Annotated in this window: 23 protein-coding genes; 17 read left to right on the plus strand and 6 right to left on the minus strand. The window is 65.8% G+C overall.

Annotated elements, in window-relative coordinates:
• Positions 1-6 precede the first annotated feature (6 nt).
• The 7 genes from HDC35_RS11150 to HDC35_RS11180 all read left to right on the plus strand — a co-directional run bounded on the left by HDC35_RS11150 (position 7) and on the right by HDC35_RS11180 (position 5,405).
• A complete protein-coding gene (locus tag HDC35_RS11150; protein WP_184646720.1) occupies positions 7-231 on the plus strand; it encodes an HIG1 domain-containing protein in 225 nt (74 codons plus the stop codon).
• Positions 232-336: 105 nt separating this feature from the next.
• On the plus strand, positions 337-918 hold the full coding sequence (locus tag HDC35_RS11155) for a cob(I)yrinic acid a,c-diamide adenosyltransferase (protein ID WP_184646723.1): 582 nt from the start codon (positions 337-339) through the stop codon (positions 916-918).
• 140 nt (positions 919-1,058) lie between these two features.
• A complete protein-coding gene (egtB, locus tag HDC35_RS11160) occupies positions 1,059-2,324 on the plus strand; it encodes an ergothioneine biosynthesis protein EgtB (RefSeq protein ID WP_184646725.1) in 1,266 nt (421 codons plus the stop codon).
• 2 nt (positions 2,325-2,326) lie between these two features.
• On the plus strand, positions 2,327-3,313 hold the full coding sequence (gene egtD, locus HDC35_RS11165; RefSeq protein WP_184646727.1) for an L-histidine N(alpha)-methyltransferase: 987 nt from the start codon (positions 2,327-2,329) through the stop codon (positions 3,311-3,313).
• 72 nt (positions 3,314-3,385) lie between these two features.
• Entirely contained in the window at positions 3,386-4,252 is an 867-nt protein-coding gene (locus tag HDC35_RS11170) for a 3-hydroxyacyl-CoA dehydrogenase NAD-binding domain-containing protein (RefSeq protein WP_184646729.1), read from the plus strand.
• Positions 4,249-4,851: a bifunctional 2-polyprenyl-6-hydroxyphenol methylase/3-demethylubiquinol 3-O-methyltransferase UbiG gene (locus tag HDC35_RS11175; protein ID WP_184646731.1), complete on the plus strand. Its 603-nt coding sequence runs from the start codon at positions 4,249-4,251 to the stop codon at positions 4,849-4,851. Before HDC35_RS11170 ends, HDC35_RS11175 begins: the two co-directional genes overlap by 4 nt.
• Positions 4,852-4,916: 65 nt before the next feature.
• Positions 4,917-5,405, plus strand: coding sequence for a hypothetical protein (locus tag HDC35_RS11180; RefSeq protein ID WP_260397681.1), 489 nt, complete (start codon positions 4,917-4,919; stop codon positions 5,403-5,405).
• A 9-nt stretch (positions 5,406-5,414) separates the two neighbouring features.
• Here HDC35_RS11180 and HDC35_RS11185 read toward each other — a convergent pair whose 3' ends face one another.
• The 3 genes from HDC35_RS11185 to HDC35_RS11195 form a co-directional block, all read right to left on the minus strand.
• On the minus strand, positions 5,415-5,732 hold the full coding sequence (locus HDC35_RS11185; RefSeq protein ID WP_184646733.1) for an MliC family protein: 318 nt from the start codon (positions 5,730-5,732) through the stop codon (positions 5,415-5,417).
• Positions 5,733-5,746: 14 nt separating this feature from the next.
• On the minus strand, positions 5,747-6,352 hold the full coding sequence (locus tag HDC35_RS11190; RefSeq protein ID WP_184646735.1) for a beta/gamma crystallin-related protein: 606 nt from the start codon (positions 6,350-6,352) through the stop codon (positions 5,747-5,749).
• A 114-nt stretch (positions 6,353-6,466) separates the two neighbouring features.
• Positions 6,467-7,801, minus strand: coding sequence for a NupC/NupG family nucleoside CNT transporter (locus HDC35_RS11195; RefSeq protein WP_184646737.1), 1,335 nt, complete (start codon positions 7,799-7,801; stop codon positions 6,467-6,469).
• A gap of 125 nt (positions 7,802-7,926) precedes the next feature.
• Here HDC35_RS11195 and HDC35_RS11200 point away from each other — a divergent pair, with 125 nt between their 5' ends.
• The 6 genes from HDC35_RS11200 to HDC35_RS11225 are packed head-to-tail and all read left to right on the plus strand — an operon-like array spanning position 7,927 to position 12,051.
• Positions 7,927-8,604 (plus strand): queuosine precursor transporter, encoded by a 678-nt coding sequence (locus HDC35_RS11200; RefSeq protein ID WP_184646739.1) that lies wholly within the window; start codon positions 7,927-7,929, stop codon positions 8,602-8,604.
• Complete coding sequence (gene argB, locus HDC35_RS11205; RefSeq protein ID WP_184646741.1) at positions 8,601-9,509, plus strand: acetylglutamate kinase; 909 nt, start codon at positions 8,601-8,603, stop codon at positions 9,507-9,509. The genes HDC35_RS11200 and argB overlap by 4 nt, the downstream gene beginning before the upstream one ends.
• A 35-nt stretch (positions 9,510-9,544) precedes the next feature.
• Entirely contained in the window at positions 9,545-9,853 is a 309-nt protein-coding gene (locus HDC35_RS11210; RefSeq protein WP_058803412.1) for a YggT family protein, read from the plus strand.
• A 1-nt stretch (position 9,854) separates the two neighbouring features.
• Entirely contained in the window at positions 9,855-10,754 is a 900-nt protein-coding gene (gene folD, locus HDC35_RS11215; RefSeq protein WP_184646743.1) for a bifunctional methylenetetrahydrofolate dehydrogenase/methenyltetrahydrofolate cyclohydrolase FolD, read from the plus strand.
• A complete protein-coding gene (locus tag HDC35_RS11220) occupies positions 10,754-11,425 on the plus strand; it encodes a hypothetical protein (protein ID WP_184646745.1) in 672 nt (223 codons plus the stop codon). Before folD ends, HDC35_RS11220 begins: the two co-directional genes overlap by 1 nt.
• Positions 11,422-12,051 (plus strand): MarC family protein, encoded by a 630-nt coding sequence (locus HDC35_RS11225; protein ID WP_184646747.1) that lies wholly within the window; start codon positions 11,422-11,424, stop codon positions 12,049-12,051. Before HDC35_RS11220 ends, HDC35_RS11225 begins: the two co-directional genes overlap by 4 nt.
• Positions 12,052-12,183: 132 nt before the next feature.
• On the opposite strand, the gene HDC35_RS11230 is transcribed toward HDC35_RS11225, so the two are convergent.
• A complete protein-coding gene (locus HDC35_RS11230; RefSeq protein ID WP_184646749.1) occupies positions 12,184-12,873 on the minus strand; it encodes an OmpA family protein in 690 nt (229 codons plus the stop codon).
• Positions 12,874-13,094: 221 nt separating this feature from the next.
• Between HDC35_RS11230 and HDC35_RS11235 the strand changes: the two genes are divergently transcribed.
• Positions 13,095-14,417, plus strand: a complete 1,323-nt coding sequence (locus tag HDC35_RS11235; protein ID WP_184646751.1) for a hemolysin family protein — start codon at positions 13,095-13,097, stop codon at positions 14,415-14,417.
• Positions 14,418-14,778: 361 nt separating this feature from the next.
• Here the strand turns inward: HDC35_RS11235 and HDC35_RS19655 are convergent, their stop codons facing one another.
• Both HDC35_RS19655 and purD read right to left on the minus strand, forming a co-directional pair.
• The gene (locus HDC35_RS19655) at positions 14,779-15,591 is read right to left on the minus strand and encodes a hypothetical protein (protein WP_260397682.1); all 813 of its coding nucleotides are present in this window, start codon (positions 15,589-15,591) and stop codon (positions 14,779-14,781) included.
• 127 nt (positions 15,592-15,718) lie between these two features.
• Positions 15,719-16,996: a phosphoribosylamine--glycine ligase gene (gene purD / locus HDC35_RS11245; RefSeq protein ID WP_184646753.1), complete on the minus strand. Its 1,278-nt coding sequence runs from the start codon at positions 16,994-16,996 to the stop codon at positions 15,719-15,721.
• Between purD and xseA the strand changes: the two genes are divergently transcribed.
• The 3 genes from xseA (at position 16,995) to HDC35_RS11260 (ending at position 19,646) form a co-directional block, all read left to right on the plus strand.
• Complete coding sequence (gene xseA, locus HDC35_RS11250) at positions 16,995-18,422, plus strand: exodeoxyribonuclease VII large subunit (RefSeq protein ID WP_184646755.1); 1,428 nt, start codon at positions 16,995-16,997, stop codon at positions 18,420-18,422. The genes purD and xseA overlap by 2 nt on opposite strands.
• Positions 18,423-18,498: 76 nt before the next feature.
• Positions 18,499-18,711, plus strand: coding sequence for a DUF2093 domain-containing protein (locus HDC35_RS11255; RefSeq protein WP_184646757.1), 213 nt, complete (start codon positions 18,499-18,501; stop codon positions 18,709-18,711).
• A complete protein-coding gene (locus HDC35_RS11260) occupies positions 18,708-19,646 on the plus strand; it encodes a M23 family metallopeptidase (protein ID WP_184646759.1) in 939 nt (312 codons plus the stop codon). The genes HDC35_RS11255 and HDC35_RS11260 overlap by 4 nt, the downstream gene beginning before the upstream one ends.
• The last annotated feature ends 121 nt before the right edge of the window (positions 19,647-19,767 follow it).

The following is a 19,767-nucleotide window of genomic DNA, read 5'->3' on the forward strand; positions in this document are numbered from 1 at the left end:
GGGGCTATGGAAATCCTGCTCGTCCTTGGCGTCGTGATCGCCGCCGGCTTCGTCCTCTTCTCGCTCGCGCGGGGGCTCTTCTATTTCTCGCAAGGGCATAAGGCCCAGGTCGACGGCACCGCGCACGAAAATCAGGTGATGCAGAACAAGATGATGATGGCGCGCGTCAAATGGCAGGCGATCACCATCATTCTGCTCGTGCTGATCGGCTTGCTCGCCGCGGGCGGATGATTCTGACGATGCGGCGCCGAACCGCTCCCCCATCCGGCTCCCTACAGGGTACACGGGTTCGGGAGGCCGGGTGGGGGAGCGGGCCGGCGCAGGAACCCCGATAACATGGTCAAACTCAACAAGATCTACACGCGGACCGGCGACGACGGCACCACCGGCCTTGTCGACGGCTCGCGCATCGCCAAGTCCGACGCGCTGATGGCGGCGATCGGTGACGTCGACGAAGCGAACAGCGTGCTCGGAATCGCCGCCGCCGCGCTCGATCCGGCGAGCGACGAGGCCGCGATGCTCACCCGCATCCAGAACGAGCTGTTCGATCTCGGCGCGGACCTTGCGACCCCGCCCGACATCCAGTTCGGTTTCGGCCCGCACGAAATGGCATTACGCATCGTACCGAGCCAGATCGCGCGGCTGGAGGACGAGATCGACGCGATGAACGCGGCGCTGGACGCGCTCAAAAGCTTCGTCCTCCCCGGCGGCACTGAAGCCGCGGCACGGCTTCACCTCGCGCGCGCGGTGACGCGCCGCGCCGAACGCGCCGCGGTCGCGGCGGGGGCGACGCGCAAGCTCAACCCGCTCGCGCTCAGCTATCTCAACCGCCTGTCGGACCATCTCTTCGTGCTCACGCGGCACCTCAACGCCGCGGCGGGCGGTGACATTCTCTGGAAACCCGGCGCGACGCGTTAATCTTCGTTGCCCCGCGCATGCATCCGAATTCGCGACGGCGATAAAGCGTTGTTCCCTAAATGTTCTAGACTTTGCCCCATGCTGCAACCATAATCGGGTGAACCGCGAAACCGAATCGCACCTCGGGGGATTGTCTCAGCATGGCCAGCCGCACTGACGCTTCTGCTCGCACCGACCCGATCGAAGCGCTGACCCGCCGCTTCGTCGCGACGCGGGGATTGTCGCTCGATCTTGTCGCGACGCTGTCCGACGCCGATGCCAGCGCGCAATCGATGCCCGACGCCTCTCCGGCCAAATGGCACCTCGCGCACACGACATGGTTCTTCGAAACCTTCATTCTGCGCGACCATGTCGCGGGCTATCGTCTTTTCGACGAGCGCTACCCCTATCTCTTCAACAGCTATTATGAGGCCGAGGGGCCGCGCCATGCGCGCCCGCAGCGCGGCCTGCTGACGCGCCCTTCGCTGGACGAAATCCGCGACTGGCGTGCGCATGTCGATGCGGCTGTGGGGGACGCTTTGCAGGATCTGTCTCCCGCGGCTCTCACGCTCGTCGAGCTCGGCATCCATCACGAGCAGCAGCATCAGGAATTGCTGCTTACCGACATCAAACATCTTTTTGCGCAAAACCCGCTCGGCCCGGCGGTGTGGGACGCGCCGATCGCGCGTGAAGTTCGGCAGTTTTCCGCCATGAACTGGGTCAAGGGCGCTGAAGGGATTGTCGCGACCGGCGACGGCGGCGACGGTTTCGCCTTCGACTGCGAGGGACCGCGCCACGAAGCGCTGCTCGCGCCGCACGCGCTCGCCAGCCGTCCGGTAACCAACGGCGAATGGCACGAATTCATCGCCGACGGCGGCTATCGCACGCCTTCGCTCTGGCTCAGCGACGGCTGGGCATGGGCGCAGGCCGACGGTATCGAGACGCCTGCCTATTGGCGGGACAACCAATATTTCACGCTTGCGGGCTGGCGGGACATCGATCCCGGCGCGCCCGTCACGCACATCAGCTTTTTCGAGGCCGACGCCTTCGCGGCATGGGCCGGCGCGCGCCTGCCCACCGAATTCGAGTGGGAAGCCGCGGCGGCATCCTTCGACCCGCATGGCGGCCAGCAGCTCGACGCAGCCGGAGCCGTCCAGCCTGTCGCGGCGGGAGGCGACACCGATCTGCAACAGATGTTCGGCAGCGTGTGGGAATGGACCGGCAGCGCCTATCGTCCCTATCCCGGCTTCCGCACCGCGCCGGGCGCGGTCGGCGAATATAATGGCAAGTTCATGAGCGGCCAGTTCGTACTCCGGGGCGGCAGCTGCGCGACGCCGCGCGGCCATTTGCGCGCGTCATACCGCAATTTCTTCTATCCCCACCAGCGCTGGCAGTTCACTGGCCTGCGCCTAGCGAAAGATCTTTGACCATGGGTGTTGTGCGCAACCTTCGCCAGGTTTCGGCCGACGACGCCGGTGTCGACATCGCCTTCCGCGCCGACGTCCACGCCGGGCTGTCGCAAGATCAAAAGGCGATCCCCGCGCGCTGGTTCTACGACGCGATCGGGTCGGCGCTGTTCGAGGACATTACGGCGCTCCCCGAATATTATCCGACGCGCAGCGAGACCGACCTTCTGATGCGCCACGCCGCGGACATTGCCGCGGCGATCGGTCCGGCGCGTGCGGTCGTCGAACTCGGCTCGGGCAGCTCGGCCAAGACACCGTTGCTCCTCGATGCGATCGACCCCGCGGCCTACGTGCCGGTCGATATTTCGGGCGACTTCCTGCGCGACAGCGCCGAGGCGCTTGCAGCGCGTTTCCCAGGACTCGCCATCTATCCGGTGGAGGCGGATTTTACGCAGCGCGTCGAACTGCCGCGCGAAATTTGCTCCATCCCCAAACTGGGCTTTTTTCCCGGCTCGACGATTGGTAACATGGTGGCGCGAACCGCGATCGACCTGCTTCGCAACTGGCGCAGCGCGCTCGGCGACGGGTCGCTGATGCTGATCGGCATCGATCGCATCAAGGATGTCGGCACCCTCGAACTCGCTTATGACGATCCGGCGGGAGTGACCGCAGCGTTCAACCTCAACCTGCTCGAAAGGATCAACCGGGAATTGGGTGGCGACATCCCGGTCGAGAATTTCACGCATCGCGCGGTGTGGGACGATGTCCATGCGCGAATCGAAATGCATCTCGTCGCCGCATGCGACATGGACTTCACGATCGATGGCCGTGCCTATCATATGGCGAAAGGCGAGACGATCCACAGCGAAAACAGCCATAAATATGGACCGCGCGACGCGAACCTGCTCCTCCGCGCGAGCGGCTGGACGCCCGTCGCGACGTGGGACGATGCCGACCCCGGTTTCGCGCTGATCCTGGCAAAGGCGACCGAGTTCCGTTCGGCACCCTGAAGCTCCGCCCTTGACGCGAGGGCCGCAAGCCGTAGGGGCACGGACAGAGGGCTTCAAGCGAAAGGGCATATCATGATCGTCGGCGTTATCGGGGCGGGACAGATGGGCGCGGGGATCGCGCAGGTTTCGGCGGGCGCTGGTCACGACGTCCTCCTGTCCGACATCGACATCGCGCGTGCCGAAGCGGGCAAGGCCGGCATCGCCAAGGCGCTCGGCCGGCTCGTGTCGAAAGAAAAGATGGCGCAGGCCGATGCCGACGCGCTGCTCGCTCGCATTGCACCCGTCGCCGACCACGCCGCCTTCGCGCCCGCCGACTTGGTGATCGAGGCGGCGACCGAGCGTGAGGACATCAAGCGTACGATTTTCGCCAGCGTCGGCCAGCATCTCTCGTCCACCGCGATCCTCGCGTCAAATACCAGTTCGATCCCGATCACCCGCCTCGCGCAGGCCGCGCCCGAGCCGGCGCGCTTCATCGGCGTTCATTTCTTCAACCCGGTGCCCGTGATGGGACTGATCGAGCTGATCCGCGGTCTCGCGACGAGCGACGATACCCTCGCGAAGGTTGAGGCCTATGGCCGCGGGCTCGGCAAGGAAATCGTCCACGCGAACGACGCGCCGGGCTTCATCGTCAACCGCGTGCTGATGCCGCTGATCAACGAAGCAGTATTCGCGCTCGGCGAAGGCGTCGCGACGATGCAGGATATCGACACTGGCTGCCGGCTTGGCCTCAATCACCCGATGGGGCCGATCACGCTCGCAGACTTCATCGGCCTCGACACCTGCCTAGAAATCATCCGCGTGCTCTACAGCGGCACCGGCGATCCGAAATTCCGTCCCGCGCCTCTGCTGGTCCAATATGTCGATGCCGGCTGGCTCGGGAAAAAGGCCGGGCGCGGCTTCTACGACTGGAGGGGCGAGGCACCCGTGCCGACGCGGTGAGCGGTTTCGACGCCCCGACCCTTGCCTTCTATGCGGCCGAGGCACCGGTTTATGCCGCGTCGGGCCCATCGGGTGCCTCGCGCCACCTCGATTTCTTCCTCGACCGATTGCCGCAAGGAGCCGCGGTCCTCGAGCTCGGGTGCGGCGGCGGGCGTGACGCCGCGCATATGATCGCGCGCGGTTTCACGGTCGAGCCGACCGACGGCACGGCCGAGATTGCGGCACAGGCCGAGGCGCGGCTAGGAAGGCCGGTCCGCGTGATGCGCTTCGATGAGCTTTCCGCTGCCGACCGCTACGACGCGATATGGGCCTCGGCCAGCCTGCTCCATGTGCCGCGCTGCGATCTTCCGGGCGTGCTCGCGCGCATCCATCGCGCGCTGAAGCCCGGTGGACTGCACTTCGCGAGCTACAAGGGCGGAGGATGCGAGGGGCGCGACCGTTTCGGGCGCTATTTCAACTATTTTTCTTCCAGGGAACTCGAGGCCGTATATCGTGAAGCTGCGCGCTGGGATGGCCTCGAACTTACCGAAAGCCTTGGTGGCGGCTATGACGGCGTGCAGGGGCCGTGGGTTCAGATCACCGCTCGCCGCCCGATATAGCTCCCAAGGGAGCCGAAAGGCATCGGGCGCGTTGGATATGCGAGATTATAGGGGATGATATGCTCATGCGTGACAAGTTCTTGTTCTTTCTGGCGGCAATCTTGCTGGCCGGGACCTCCTCCGCCAATGCCCAGCAGGGCGCACCGGAAGAATCGACGATCAAGGACACCGCCAACGAGGTGACCGAGCCTTTCGACGGCAAGGAAGTCCCGCCTAAGCTGCTGGCGATCCAGGAGGATCCCTATTCGCTCCACGGAATGGGCAAATGCGCTGCGATCATTCGCGAAGTTGCCGAACTGAACGATGTTCTGGGCGCTGACGTCAACGAACAGGTCGATAAGAGCCGGGCGAAGAAGCGCGAGGAAACCGCCGGTCGCGTCGCCGGGACGGTTGCGGGGTCGATCATTCCCTTTCGAGGCTTGATCGGCGAGGTGACCGGCGCCAACGCCGAAAGGCGACGCTACGCACTCGCTGTTTATGCGGGGACCGTGCGTCGCGGTTTCCTGAAAGGCGTTGGGCTCGAGCGCGGCTGCAAGACACCCGCCCGGCCCTGATCCCGGCTTTCAGAGCGGCGTGTTGACGGTGCGGCAGCTTTCGGGCGCCGAGCGCAGCGCGGTGTTCCACGTCACCTCGTTGCCGTTCCGCTGGAGCCGCGCGCCCTTCTTGTTTTCATAGACTGCGCCGCCCGTCGATGGCGTCTGCTTCAGGACCATCGAGTTCCTGCCGTTGACGCGCACGATCGCCCCGTTGCCAATATAATCGACCTTCAGCTTCGTACCTCGATTGCAGTCATAGCTGGTGCCGGTATTGCGCGGCATCGACGAGCAGGCTGTAAGAGCGAGAAGCGTGATGGCCGTCGTATAAACCGTGATCGTCTTCATTTTCGGTCTCCCCCTCAATAGCCGGAGCGAACGCAAAGCACGTCGGCGAGGTAGACCCGCCCGCTGACCGTCTCCATATGCTCGCGCGCCGACCCGTTCCAGCCAATCGACCGGCACCAGTTGTCGGCCGTCTGCGCGGCGCAATTCGCGGTTGCCGACCCGCGGGGACAGGCGAGCACCCGATTATTGCGGTCCGACGGCTGGGTGTGGAATTCGGCAAAATTTCCGCGCGCAACCTGATCGTTGGCGGGCAGACCCGGGTTCGCACCGCCGCCGGTCGGCCGCATCGACTGGACGGTCACCCCGCGCAGGACATTGTTGAGCATCGGCGTATCGCGTTCGACGGTGCGACACCTGCCGCGATAGCGCGTCTTTTCGCACAATTCCCAGTGTCCGTGGGGCACGCGGATCGAATTGACCGGCCAGCTGAGACCGAGATTGGGTTTCTCCTCGCTGATAAAAACCGCGGGGCCGCGATAGCCTGCGTCACGGTAGATGGTGGCTTCGGATGGGCGGTACTGCTCGGTCCCGACCGACTGGGCATATGAGCTGGAGAGGAATCCCGCTCCGACCGACGCCGCTACCACGGCCAGAATCGACAAAGGATAAGAGGTTTTCATCACAGCCTCCCATTTTTCGGATGCGACCCGGGATTTCTTATGTTCCGAGTTTACGGCATTTGCAGAGGGCTTGCAAATTCTCCCAATTTCGTCAGCGCGATGGGCGGCGGTGCATCATGGCGCCGTTTCGGATGGCAACGCGGGCGCGAAGTCCGGCGCGGTGGCTGGTACGGCGGGAGCCGCGGGTGCGGGTTTGGCAAGCGGCGGCGCGACGCCGAGCATCAGTCCGGCAAGCGCCGCCGACATCAGGTTCGACAGGCTGCCCGCGAGCAGCGCTTTGAGGCCGAGCTTGGCGATCATCGGACGCTGGTTTGGCGCAAGCCCGCCGGTCACGGCCATCTGGATCGCGATCGAGCTGAAATTCGCGAAGCCGCAGAGCGCAAAGGTCGCAATCGCGACCGCCGCCATCGACATCCCGCCCTGCGCCCGGCCAAGATCGATGAAGGCTACGAATTCGTTGAGCACGACCTTGCTGCCGAACAGTCCGCCCACGGTGGCGCTCTCCTCCCAAGGCACGCCCATCAGCCACATGACGGGGCGGAAGATCGCGCCGATAATCGCTTGAAACGACAGGGCTTCATAGCCGAACCAGCCCCCGATGCCGGCAAGAATACCGTTGGCGAGCGCGACGAGCGCGACGAAGGCCATCACCATCGCGCCAACCGCCACGGCGAGTTTGACGCCGGTCTGCGCGCCCTGCGCCGCCGCCATGATGATGTTCGCCGGCTTCTCTTCGTCATGGCTAGCTTCGGGCATTACGACGGGCTCGATGCCGATATCCTTCGGATCGTCGGGCATCATGATCTTTGCCATCAAAATGCCGCCGGGCGCCGACATGAAGCTCGCGGCGAGCAGATAGGGCAGGAGGTGCGGACCGATCATCCCCGCATAAGCGCCGAGGATTGTCCCCGCGACGCCGGCCATGCCGACCGTCATGACGGTGAACAGCTGCGAGGGCGTGAGGCCCGCGAGATAGGGCCGGATGACGAGCGGCGATTCGGACTGGCCGACAAAGATGTTCGCTGCGGCCCCCAGGCTTTCGACCTTGGTGATGCCGGTGACTTTCTGGATTGCACCGCCGACCCATTTGATGATCAACTGCATGATGCCAAGATAATAGAGCACCGAGATGAGTGAGGCGAAGAAGATGATGACGGGCAGCGCGCCGATCGCGAACACCGCCTTGCCATAAGGCGCCTGAGTCAGCACGTCTCCGAACAGGAAACGCGTGCCTTCGTCGGCATAGCTCAAGAGGTTCGACACGCCGTTCGACATCGTCTGGATCACCGCGCGCCCCCACGGTGTACCGATGACGAGTATGGCAAAGCCGGCCTGAAGCAGGAAGGCGGGGACGACGATGCGCGGGCGAATCCAGCGCCGGTTCGATGAAAAAAGCACGGCAATCGCGAGCAATGCGATGATGCCGACCAAACCGATAAGGCGTTCCATGATGCTGATGCGTCCCCCGCAAGTGAATAGGCCTGTCTAGCGGGCTTTGGCGGTGGGGCAAGAGCCGCCCGGCAGACGCTTGTTTCTCGACTTTCCAGTCCGGGCAAAAGCGACTATCGGGCGGCATGACCGAACCGACCTCGGCGGCGCTGCCGCGCACGCTTTCACCTTCGCTCTTCCTTTTCTCGATCGTTTACGGCGGCATGGTCGTGCTTGCCGGCGTGCTCGGGAACAAGCAGGTCGCGCTGGGTAGCTGGCTTGCCGTCGAGGCCGGCATTTTTGCCTTCCTGATGCTCGTCGCGCTATCGAGCGCGGTGTCCGAACTCCACGGGCAATCGGTCGCGAACCGGCTCGTGCTGTGGGGTTTTGTGCCGTTGGTGTTGTCGATCATGCTGACCGCGCTGGTCCTCGCGCTTCCGGCGTCGGGTGAAATGCAGCCCGAGCGACTGGCGGCGTTCGATATGATCCTGGGGCAAAGCCCGCGCCTGATGGCGGCGGGGATCGTTGCCTATGGCACCTCGCAATTCCTGAACGTCACGATCTTCTCCAAGCTGCGGGGCCGCGAGGGCCCGGGCACGGGGGCGACCTGGCTGGCGATCCGCGGTGCGATCGCCAGCGCGCTGAGCCAGATTGTCGATACGTTGCTGTTCGTCACGATCGCCTTTTTCGGCGTGTTTCCGATTGCCAATCTGATGGGAGGCCAGATGCTCGCGAAGGTCGCGCTGTCGGTGCTGGTCATTCCCTTCATCATCACCGGGCTGGTCGCGCTTGGGCGCAGCCTCGATGCGAAGACTGCCGGATGATGCCTGTGACCGATCCATCGAAAATGCCCGACCTTCTTGCCAAGGCTGAAACGCTCGTCGAGGCGCTGCCCTATCTGCAGCGCTATGCCGGCGAGACCTTCGTGATCAAATATGGCGGCCATGCAATGGGCGATCCCGAGGCGCAGCGCGACTTTGCGGAGGACGTGGTGCTGCTCAAGGCGGTCGGCATCAACCCTGTCGTGGTGCACGGCGGCGGACCGCAGATCGGCCGGATGCTGAAACAACTCGGGATCGAATCGACCTTCGTCGGGGGGCTGCGCGTCACCGATGCCGCGACCGCGGAAGTCGCCGAAATGGTCCTTGCGGGCAAGATCAACAAGGAAATCGTGAGCTGGATCGCGGGACTCGGCGGCCGCGCTGTTGGCATTTCGGGCAAGGATGCCAATCTTGTCCTGGCGGAAAAGGTCCGCCGCAGCGAACCCGATCCCAATTCGGGGATCGAGCGCCATGTCGACCTTGGCTTTGTCGGCGAACCCGTCGCGGTCGATCCGACGATCCTCACCAATTTGACGAACGACAATTTCATTCCGATCGTGGCGCCCGTCGCGCTCGGCGCCGACGGCGCGACCTATAATATCAACGCCGACACGATGGCGGGCGCCATCGCGGGGGCGCTTGGCGCGAAACGCTTTTTCCTGCTGACCGATGTCGCCGGCGTACTCGACAAATCCGGCGCGCTGCTGACCGACCTCGACCGCGCGGCGATCGAAGCGCTCAAGGCCGACGAGACGATTACCGGCGGCATGATCCCCAAGGTGGAAACCTGCGTGGTCGCGGTGGATGCGGGCGTCGAGGCGGCGGTCATCCTCGACGGGCGTATCCCGCACGCGATGCTGCTGGAAATTTTCACCGCAAGGGGTGCGGGGACGCTCATTCACCGTTAAAAGCGCTTTTCTCGACCTTCTGGCCGGAGCCCCCAATGTATCTGATGTTTCTTCAAATCCTGTCGATCTTGCTCAATATCCTGTGGTGGATCATCATCGTGCAAGCCGTAATGTCGTGGCTGATCGCATTCAACGTCATCAACACGCATAATGACTTCGTGAACCAGCTCTGGCAGGTACTTGAAAGGATCACCGAACCGCTCTACCGCCCCTTCCGCCGCATCATGCCCGATTTCGGGGGGCTCGACCTGACGCCGATGGTGGTGTTGATCCTGATCATCATCCTGCAGGGGCCGGTGATTTCCTATCTCTATACACTCGGCATGAACAGCGGGGCGATCTGACGTGGCCGAAGGCGCGCGGATAATCGACGGCAAGGCGTTCGCGGCGGGCCTGCGCGCACGGATCGCCGATGCGGTTCCGGCATTCGAGGCGGCGACGGGCCGCGCGCCCGGCCTTGCGGTCGTGCTGGTCGGCAACGATCCGGCGAGCGCGGTCTATGTCGGATCGAAGGGCAAGGCGACCGTCGCGGCCGGCATGGCGAGTTTCGAACATCGTCTGCCCGCGACCGCGACGCAGGCCGAGGTCGAAGCCTTGCTGCGGCAGCTCAATACCGATGCGGCAGTCGATGGCATCCTGCTGCAACTGCCGCTGCCCGGCCATCTCGACGAACAGGCGGCAGTGGCGGTGATCGATCCCGACAAGGACGTCGACGGGTTGACCCCGGTCAGCGCGGGGCGGCTTGCGCTCGGTATAGCGGGCATGGTGCCCTGCACCCCCTATGGCTGCCTGTTGCTGCTTCAGGACCGGCTCGGCGACCTGTCGGGCAAGGACGCGATTGTCGTCGGACGCTCGATCCTCGTCGGCAAGCCGATGGGCCAATTGCTGCTCGGCGCCAATTGCACGGTGACGATGGCGCACAGCCGGACGAAGGATCTGCCGGCGCTCGTCCGCCGCGCCGACATCGTCGTGGCAGCGGTCGGCCGCGCCGAGATGGTCAAGGGCGACTGGATCAAGCCTGGCGCGATCGTGATCGACGTCGGCATCAATCGCCTTCCGGCCGTGCAGGGCGAAACGAAGGGCCGGCTGGTCGGCGACGTCGACTATGCCGAGGCAGCGGCGGTTGCCGATGCGATCACGCCGGTGCCCGGCGGCGTCGGCCCGATGACCATCGCTTGCCTGCTGCGCAACACGCTCGTCGCTGCGCATCGCCGCGCGGGGCTTGCCGATCCGGAGGGTTTTTGATGCGTGTTTGGCCGGTCGCCCTTGTCGCTGCATCGATGCTTGCGGGCTGTGCGGCACCGCATGACGAGTTCCGCAATCGGCCGCTCGCCGCGAACCCCAGCGCTTTCGTGGCTGCCGAAATCGGCTTTGCCCGGCTCGCGCAAGAGAAGGGGCAGTGGACTGCGTTCCGCGAAACCGCGCATCCCGATGCCGTCATGTTCGTGCCCGAGCGCGTCAAGGCGGAAGGCTGGCTGAAATCGCAGAAGGACCCGGCCGAGGCGGTGAAGTGGCAACCGCACGCCGTCTATGTCAGCTGCGACGGCAATGCCGGCGTTACGACGGGCGCCTGGCAAAAGGGTCCGGCGCACGGCTATTTCACGACGGTTTGGCTCCGGGACGAGAAAGGCCGGATCCGCTGGGCTCTCGACCATGGCGACGCGTTGGCGACGCCGCGCGAAGCGCCCGATTTTATCGCGTCGAAGCTCGCGGCCTGCGGGTCGCGGCCTGCGGTGCCGATCGAGGCAGGCGGCGAGGGCGAGGATATGGCGGTCGGCCTGTCGGGGGACCAGACACTGAGCTGGACCTCGACCGTTCGCGCCGACAAGTCGCGCCGCATCACCATCCGTTTGTGGGACGGCAAGACGATGGCGACCGTCGTCGATGACCAGGTCGCGGCGCCCAAACAGTCATGATCGACCTTTTCATCTCGGCCTTTGTCACGCTGTTCGTCGTGATCGACCCGCCGGGTTGCGCGCCGATCTATGCCAGCCTGACGGGTGGCGCGAGCGCGCAGCAGCGCCGGTCGATGGCGATCCGCGCGACGATCATCGCGGGATTCATCCTCGTTTTCTTCGCGATGTTCGGCGAAGCGCTTTTGAGCTTCCTTCACATCGATCTCGACAGTTTCCGCATCGCGGGCGGGATCATGCTGTTCATCATCGCGATCGACATGGTGTTCGAAAAGCGCACCGAACGGCGCGAGCAGCGCGCCGAAAAGGTGATGGCAACGCCCGAGATCGAAGATGTGTCGGTGTTCCCGATGGCGATGCCGATGCTCGCCGGGCCGGGGTCGATCGCGTCGGTGATGCTGCTCGTGTCGCAGAACAATGGCCTTGAGCGCGCCTTCATCATCTTTGGCGCGCTGCTGCTCGTGCTACTACTCACCCTCGCCGCGCTGCTCGCCGCCGGACCGCTGATGCGGCTGATCGGCAACAAGGGCGAGGCGGTGATTACCCGCCTGCTCGGCGTGCTGCTCGCGGCGCTCGCGGCGCAGTTCGTCATCGACGGGCTCAAAGCCAGCTTCCCGAGTCTGGCCTAACGATGCTTTCCGCTTTGCGGAAAGCGGCGGCACCGGCCCTCTCCTCCTTCTAACCTCCCACAGGATACGATATCGGGAGGCGGCGAGGGGGAGAGGGCCGGTGCCCCTTCCCGACGTCAGTCGGGAAAAATATTAGCGCGCCGCGTTGACGTCGGCCTGCGTGACCGGCGCGATGCGGATTTCGACGCGGCGGTTGCACTGATAATCGGCCTCGCTGCGTTCGGGCGAGCATTTGAGCTGCGATTCGCCGTAACCGAGCGTCGCCATGCGCGCGCGCTGGATGCCGCGGCCGGCGAGATAGTCGGCGACCGATGCGGCGCGGCGTTCGGACAGGCCTTGGTTATAGCTGTCGCTGCCGGTCGAATCGGTGTGGCCATACACGTCGATATAGGTGCTGGGATATTCGGCGAGCGTCGAGGCGACATTGTCGAGCGCGCTGCGGAACTGCGATTTGACCATCGCGCTGTTGAGATCGAAGGTTACGTCGCCGGGCATGTTGAGCACGAGCTGGTCGCCCTGGCGTTCAACGTCGATGCCGGTGCCCGCGGTGCGTTCGCGCAGCTTCTTTTCCTGCTGGTCCATATAGTAACCAACGCCCGCACCGGCGACCGCGCCGATGCCTGCCCCGACGATTTCTTCGGTCCGGCTGTTGCGGCCGCCGATCAGGTCGCCGAGCAGATAGCCGCCGAGCGCGCCGCCGACGCCGCCGATCGCGGCCTTCGAGATCTTCCGTTCGCCGGTCACGGGGTCGGTGACGCAGCCGGTCAGCGCGATCGCGCCGATGCTGGTCAAAATGGTGAGCTTGATTGTCCTGCTGTTCATTATGTCGCTCCCTTTATCGCGCGGATGCCTTTGGCTTGCGGCATCCCACGCCTGTGTGCCGATAACATATGGCCGGCGATCTGGTTCCCGAATTCGGCTGAATGATCGCTGAGCCTCCCATTCAGCCGTGCGCCATTGTGCAATGCCGCGGCTTTAGCTTATAGGGAGAGTATGACCGAAGCTGACAGGGGCCGGGCGCCGACGCGCCGTACGACCGCCCGATGACCCCTTTTCCCTGGTCGGATGTTGTGATCATCCTGATCCTCATCCTCTTCAATGGCGTTTTCGCCATGTCCGAACTCGCGATCGTTTCGGCGCGCGGCCCCCGGTTGCAGGCGGCCGAAAAGCGCGGCAGCCGCGGAGCGACGATCGCGCGGCAGCTGGCGTCCGACCCCGGCCGCTTCCTGTCGACGGTGCAGGTCGGCATCACGCTGATCGGCGTGCTGACCGGCGCCTATTCGGGTGCGAGCCTGGGCCAGCCCGTCGCCGACCGGCTGGCCGCCTGGCTCAGCCTCGAGGCGGAGACGGCGGAGGCGGCGGGGTTCGCCACGGTGATCGCGCTTACCACCTATTTTTCGCTGATCGCCGGCGAGCTGGTGCCCAAGCAGTTTGCGCTGCGTTCGCCCGAACGGATCGCGATCGTCATGGCGGTGCCGATGTACTGGCTGGCGCGCATTGCCGCGCCGCTCGTCTGGTTGCTCGACAATAGTTCGGGCCTCGTCTTTCGCCTGCTCGGGCTCAAACGCGAATCGGAAGACCGGGTGACGGCCGAGGAACTGCACCTGATCGTCGCCGAAGCGTCGAAGTCGGGCGTGATCGAGGAAAGCGAACGCGCGATTATTTCGGGCGTTGTGCGCCTTGCCGACCGTCCGGTTCGCGAGGTGATGACGCCGCGCAAGGACGTCGACTGGATCGACGTTTCGCTCGACGCGCGCGCCGTCCGCGACAAGCTGGTCGAAACGCCGCACAGCCGCCTGCCGGTGGCGCGCGGTTCGGTCGACGCTATCGTCGGTGTGGTGCAGGCGCGCGATATCGCGGCGGCATTGTTCCGCGGCGAGGCGATCGACCTGGAACAATTGATGCGCCCGGCCAAGGTCATCCACGACCAGATCGACGCAATGGACGCGCTCGAAGGGTTGCGCGCCGCCGAAGTGCCGATGCTGCTCGTCCACGACGAATATGGCCATTTCGACGGGCTGGTGACCCCCGCCGACCTGCTTTCGGCGATCGCAGGTGAATTCGCGTCGGACCAGGATATCGGCAGCGAGCCCTTCGTCGTCGAGCGCGACGACGGCAGCCTGCTCATCGCGGGATCGATGCCCGCCGACCAGATGGCCGAGCGGCTGGGGATCGAACTGGGCGAGGACCGCGATTATGCGACTGCCGCGGGCCATGTCCTCGCGATCCTGAAGCACCTGCCGACCGAGGGGGAAAAATTCACCGACCGGGGCTGGCATTTCGAGATCGTCGATATGGACGGGCGCAAGATCGACAAGCTGCTCGTCACCGAATTGTCGAAGCCGAAGGATGGCGAGGACGAATAGGCGGGGCTTAAAGCCACAAAAGCCCCGCATGGACGCCTTCAAAATGTGTCCTTTGAGGCTTTAAGCGGCGCGAGAGGGGCTGGAAGAATGGGACCGTGGCGGCGCGCAGGCGGGATGTTCTGTTCCATCGACCAGCTTGAAGCACGATCGGATAATGTAGGAAAGCGTTATCAGACGTCGGATTTGGGGTGGTTAGCCGTCACAGTCAGCCTCCCTCGTCACCCCGGACTTGATCCGGGGTCCACGACTTCGACGCCGCGATGGATCCCGGATCCAGTCCGGGATGACGAGGGGTGGAATATCCTCCCCATGGCTGCGCCACAGGGAGGATCTTATGGCAACTATCGGCCGTCAGCCGCCGTCAAAGCTCGCCGCCGAGCGCGCCATATTTCGCTTCGAAGCCGGCCTTGTCGCCGCGGGCGAGATAGCCCGCCTGATCGACGATATTGTCGCGCGCGATGCGGCCTTGGAACGCGCCGAGTTCAGGGTCGATCCGGGCGATGTCGGCGTCGGTCCAGTCGGCGATCTGCCGGAAACTGGTGACGCCGAGGCCGCTTAGCAGCCCCGCGAGCTTGGGGCCGACGCCTTTGAGCAATTGCAGATTGTCGGGGCCGGTTTTCGCGGGGGCGGGTGCAGGCTTTGCCGCAGGCGGCGGCGGGACGGTCGGCTCCTCGGGGATCGCGGCTGTCTCAGCCGGCTTCGGTTTCGCGGCGGCCTTTTTGGGTGCGGCCTTGGTTGCCGCCTTTGCCGCCGGTTTGGCAGCGGCTTTCCGGGCCGGTTCCTTGGCCGCGGGCTTCTTCGCGGCTGGCTTGGGTTCCGCCATCGGTTCCGGTGCCGTTGCCGGGGCTTTGGCGGCGGGCTCCGGATTGACGATCGGGGCGGGTTCCGGCGCCGGAGGCGGTGCCTTGGAGGCCGGTTCCGGCGCGGGCGGCGGAGCGGTCGAAGGTGCGGCCGGCGGCGTCTTGGATTCGAGCGGTTTGAAGCGCGCCGGTTCGGCTGCGATGATTTCGGGCTTCGCCGGCGCGAGCGGCTTGGCAGGCTTGGCGGGTTCGACCGTCGGCGGCGCAATCTCTTCGGGTTTCGACCGGCCGAACAACCACCAGAGCAAAACGACCGCAACGACGAGGCCGACGACCGCGATGATGTAATTTTCCTGAAGCCAGGCCATGTTCATCTCCACTCCTGATTTTGGAGCAGCCTATGCCGCCGCACCGGCGGGGTCCAGCCCCACGAACGGATCATCATGATTTTCGTCGCCATTTCCGCTTTGCGAGGGTCGACGGCGGAGGGCGAAGCGGCGTTTATTCCGCTTCGCGGGCGACTTCGCGCCAGCCGATATCGCGGCGGCAGAAGCCGCTGGGGAAATCGAGCTTGTCGACCCCGGTATAGGCGCGCGCCTTCGCTACGGTCACGCTTTTCCCCGTTGCGGTGACGTTGAGCACGCGGCCGCCGGCGGCGACGAGGGTGCGGTCGTCGCGCGCCGTTCCGGCGTGGAAAACGCGCACGCCGCCCGCTTCGGCATCGGCGATGCCGCGGATCGCGCCGCCCTTTTCGGGAGTGCCCGGATAGCCGTTCGCCGCCATCACGACGGTGAGGGCATAGTCGCGCGAAAAGGCCGGGGGTTCGGCTGTGGCGAGCGTCCCGGTAGCGGCGGCGTGGAGCAGCGCGGCGAAATCGCCCTTGAAGCGCATCATCAGCACCTGGCATTCGGGGTCGCCGAAGCGGCAATTATACTCGATCAGCTTCGGGCCTTCGGCGGTGAGCATCAGCCCGGCGAACAGCACGCCGACATAGGGCGTGCCCTCGGCGGCGAGCGTTGCCACGGTCGGGCGGATGATGCGGTCCATCACCTGGGTTTCGAGTTCGGCAGTGAGCACCGGCGCGGGGCTGTAGGCGCCCATGCCGCCGGTGTTCGGGCCCACATCGCCGTCGCCGACACGCTTGTGGTCCTGCGCGCTGCCGAAGGCGATGACGTCCTTGCCGTCGGAGAGCGCGAAGAAGCTCGCTTCCTCGCCGATCATAAATTCCTCGATGACCACTTCGGCGCCCGCGCTACCGAAGGCGCCGTCGAACATGTCGTCGATCGCGGCTTCGGCATCCTCGCGCGTCTCGGCAATGATCACGCCCTTGCCCGCAGCGAGGCCGTCGGCCTTGATCACGACGGGGATCGCAAAGCCTTCGAGCACGGTGCGCGCTTCCTCGGCGCCGGTGCAGCGGACATAGGCGGCGGTCGGGATCGACGCGCGCGCGCAGAGATCCTTGGTAAAGCCCTTCGAGCCTTCGAGCCGCGCGGCGGCGGCGCTTGGGCCAAAGGCAGGAACGCCGATCGTGCGCAGGCGGTCGGCGAGGCCCGCGACGAGCGGGGCTTCGGGGCCGACGACGACGAAGTCGATCGCATGCGCCTTGACGAAGGCGATCAGGCCGTCGATGTCGTCGACCGAAATCGGCACGCATTCGGCGTAGAGTTCGATCCCCGGGTTGCCCGGGGCGGCATAGAGCTTGGCGCAGCTTGGCGATTGTGCCAACTGCCAGCTGAGCGCATGTTCGCGGCCTCCCGATCCGACCAGCAGGATATTCATGTCTGTCCCTTTTCCCGATACGGCGTCCGACGATGGCACCGAAGCGCGGCTGTTAGCCGAGGCGACGCCCGGCGACAACGCCCCGGCGCTGTCGGTCAGCCAATTGTCGGCGGCGATCAAGCGCACGGTCGAGGACGGCTTCGCGCGCGTGCGCGTGCGTGGCGAGCTGTCGGGGGCGAAGCGCGCGGCGTCGGGACATTTCTATGCGGCGCTGAAGGACGATAATGCGCTGATCGACATGGTGATGTGGAAAGGGCAGGCAGCGCGCCTCGCCTTCCGGCCCGAGGACGGGATCGAGGTGATCGCTTGCGGGCGGCTCACCACCTATCCGGGGCGCTCCAAATATCAGCTCGTCGTCGACACGCTCGAGGTCGCGGGCGAGGGCGCCCTGATGCTGCTCTTCGAAAAATTGAAGGCGCGGCTCGGTGCCGAGGGGCTGTTCGACCGCGAACGCAAGTACGACCGGCTACCCTATCTGCCGCGCACGATCGGGGTGGTGACCTCGCCGACGGGCGCGGTGATCCGCGACATCCTCCACCGGCTGGCCGACCGCTGCCCGACGCATGTCATCGTCTGGCCCGTACTGGTGCAGGGCGACGGCGCAGCAGCGCAGGTCGCGAATGCGGTCCGCGGGTTCGACGGGCTGGCGCCCGGCGGGCCGGTTCCGCGTCCCGACCTCGTCATCGTCGCGCGCGGCGGCGGGTCGATCGAGGATCTGTGGGCGTTCAACGAAGAGGTCGTCGTGCGCGCAATCGCCGACTGCCGCATCCCGACGATCAGCGCGGTGGGGCACGAGACCGACGTGACGCTCGCCGACTATGCCGCCGACGTGCGCGCGCCGACGCCGACCGCCGCGGCGGAGATGGCGGTGCCGGTGCGCGCCGAATTGCATGCGCAGCTCGCGACATGGAACGGACGGATCATCGGTGCGGCGAACCGGCACCAGGCGTTGGCGGGCGAGCGGCTGACCGCGCTCGCGCGCCACCTGCCGAAGCGCGAGGCGCTTTACGCGCCGCAGCGCCAGCGGCTCGACGATGCGGGCGAGCGGCTCGACCGCAGCCAGCGCCACCGGCTGACGGTCGTTTCGGAGCGGCTTGCGACGCGCGGCGCGGCGCTGCGGCCCGCGCTGCTCGCGCGGCGCTGGGACCGCGACCGGGCGCAACTCGAGGGGCTGGGGCGGCTGCTGACCTCGCTCGATCCGCGCGCGCTGCTGTCGCGCGGCTATGCGATGGTGCGCGACGGCGGCGGCGCGATCGTGACGACCGCCGTGACGGCGCGCGACGCCGGGCATCTGCAATTGCAGTTTGCCGATGGCGAGGTGCCCGTTGTGGTGAGCGGCGAGCGTTCGCCGCCTCCCGCGACGTCCAGGCGACCCCCCAAGGTGCCGCCGGCAGCGCCCGGACGGGGGCAGGGCGAGCTCTTCTGAACCCGGCGGGGGTGGCCGAGCGGCGGGATGCTGCTATAGTCGTCGGAACGATGGACCCCCGAATGGACAGAAAATCATGTTGATTGCCAGCCGCAACCGCCTTGCCCGCCTGCAATACGGGCCGAACGGGTTTCGTGTCCTTGCACCCGGCGACCATGTTCTGTGCGCGGTGAGCGGCGTGCCGATCGGGCTCGACGAGCTGCGTTACTGGTCGGTCGCGCGGCAGGAGCCTTATGCAACCGCCGAGATATCGGTGAAGGCCGAGCTGGACGCCGCGCGCCAGGCATGAGCTTTGTGAAGGATTGGCCGCGGCACGGAGCGGCGCTCGCGGTGCTGATCGCCGCCGCCGGTTGCGTTCCGGCGGCAGGAACCGGAGCGACGCCCGCGCCGGGGCCGTCGGTCGAACCTGTCCCCGCGAAAGGCCCGGCGCCCGCGCCAATGCCGCCGCGCGCGCCGCTGCGCCCCGATTTCACGCTTTCGGGAGTCGCCGAACAGGGCGCGGTCGTGGTCGGGCAGGTGCCGAGCGACACGCGCGCGCTGGCGCTCGATGGCTTGCCGATCCCGGTCGCCGCCGATGGCGGCTTTCTGATTGCATTCGACCGCGATGCGCCCGCTGCCGCGCGGCTCGTCGCGACGCTCGCTGACGGGCGCGAGGTCGTCCGGACGATCGCGGTTGCGCCCGGTCGCTGGCGGATCGAACATATCGACGCGCCCTATCGCGGCAGCGCGTCGAGCGACGCGGAATTCCAGCGCCGCCGCCCCGCCGAACTTGCTCAGATCGCCGCGGCGCGAGCTACGCCGGTTGCCTCAGACGGGTGGCGGCAGGCGTTTCGCTGGCCGGTCGCGGGGCGGTTGTCGGGCTTTTTCGGCTCGCAGCGCGTCTATCAGGGCAAGCCCGGCAGCTATCACAGCGGCACCGACATCGCGGTGCCCGCGGCCACGCCCTTCGTCGCGCCGGCCGACGGCGTGGTGACGCTGGCGGCGAGTACGCCTTTCACGCTCGAAGGCAATCTGTTGATCGTCGATCATGGCATGGGTCTGTCGAGCGCGTTCCTCCATTGCCAGCGGCTCGACGTGAAGGTCGGTGACCGCGTTGCCCGAGGGCAGCAATTGGGCACCGTCGGGCGTACAGGCCGCGCGACCGGGCCGCATCTGCACTGGGGTTTGAAGTGGCAGGGCGCGCGGCTCGACCCCGCGAAACTGGCGGGGCCGATGGTCCGCTGACGCTCACGGATCTCCGCGTGAATTCGTAACCGTTGAAACAAAATGTCGCGCTGGCGGTGCTTGCCGCCCCTTGTGTTTCGCCGTGTTCCGCACTTGTTGCAAATACGTCACAATGACTTTT

Source organism: Sphingopyxis sp. JAI128 (genome assembly GCF_014207235.1).
GTDB lineage: Bacteria > Pseudomonadota > Alphaproteobacteria > Sphingomonadales > Sphingomonadaceae > Sphingopyxis.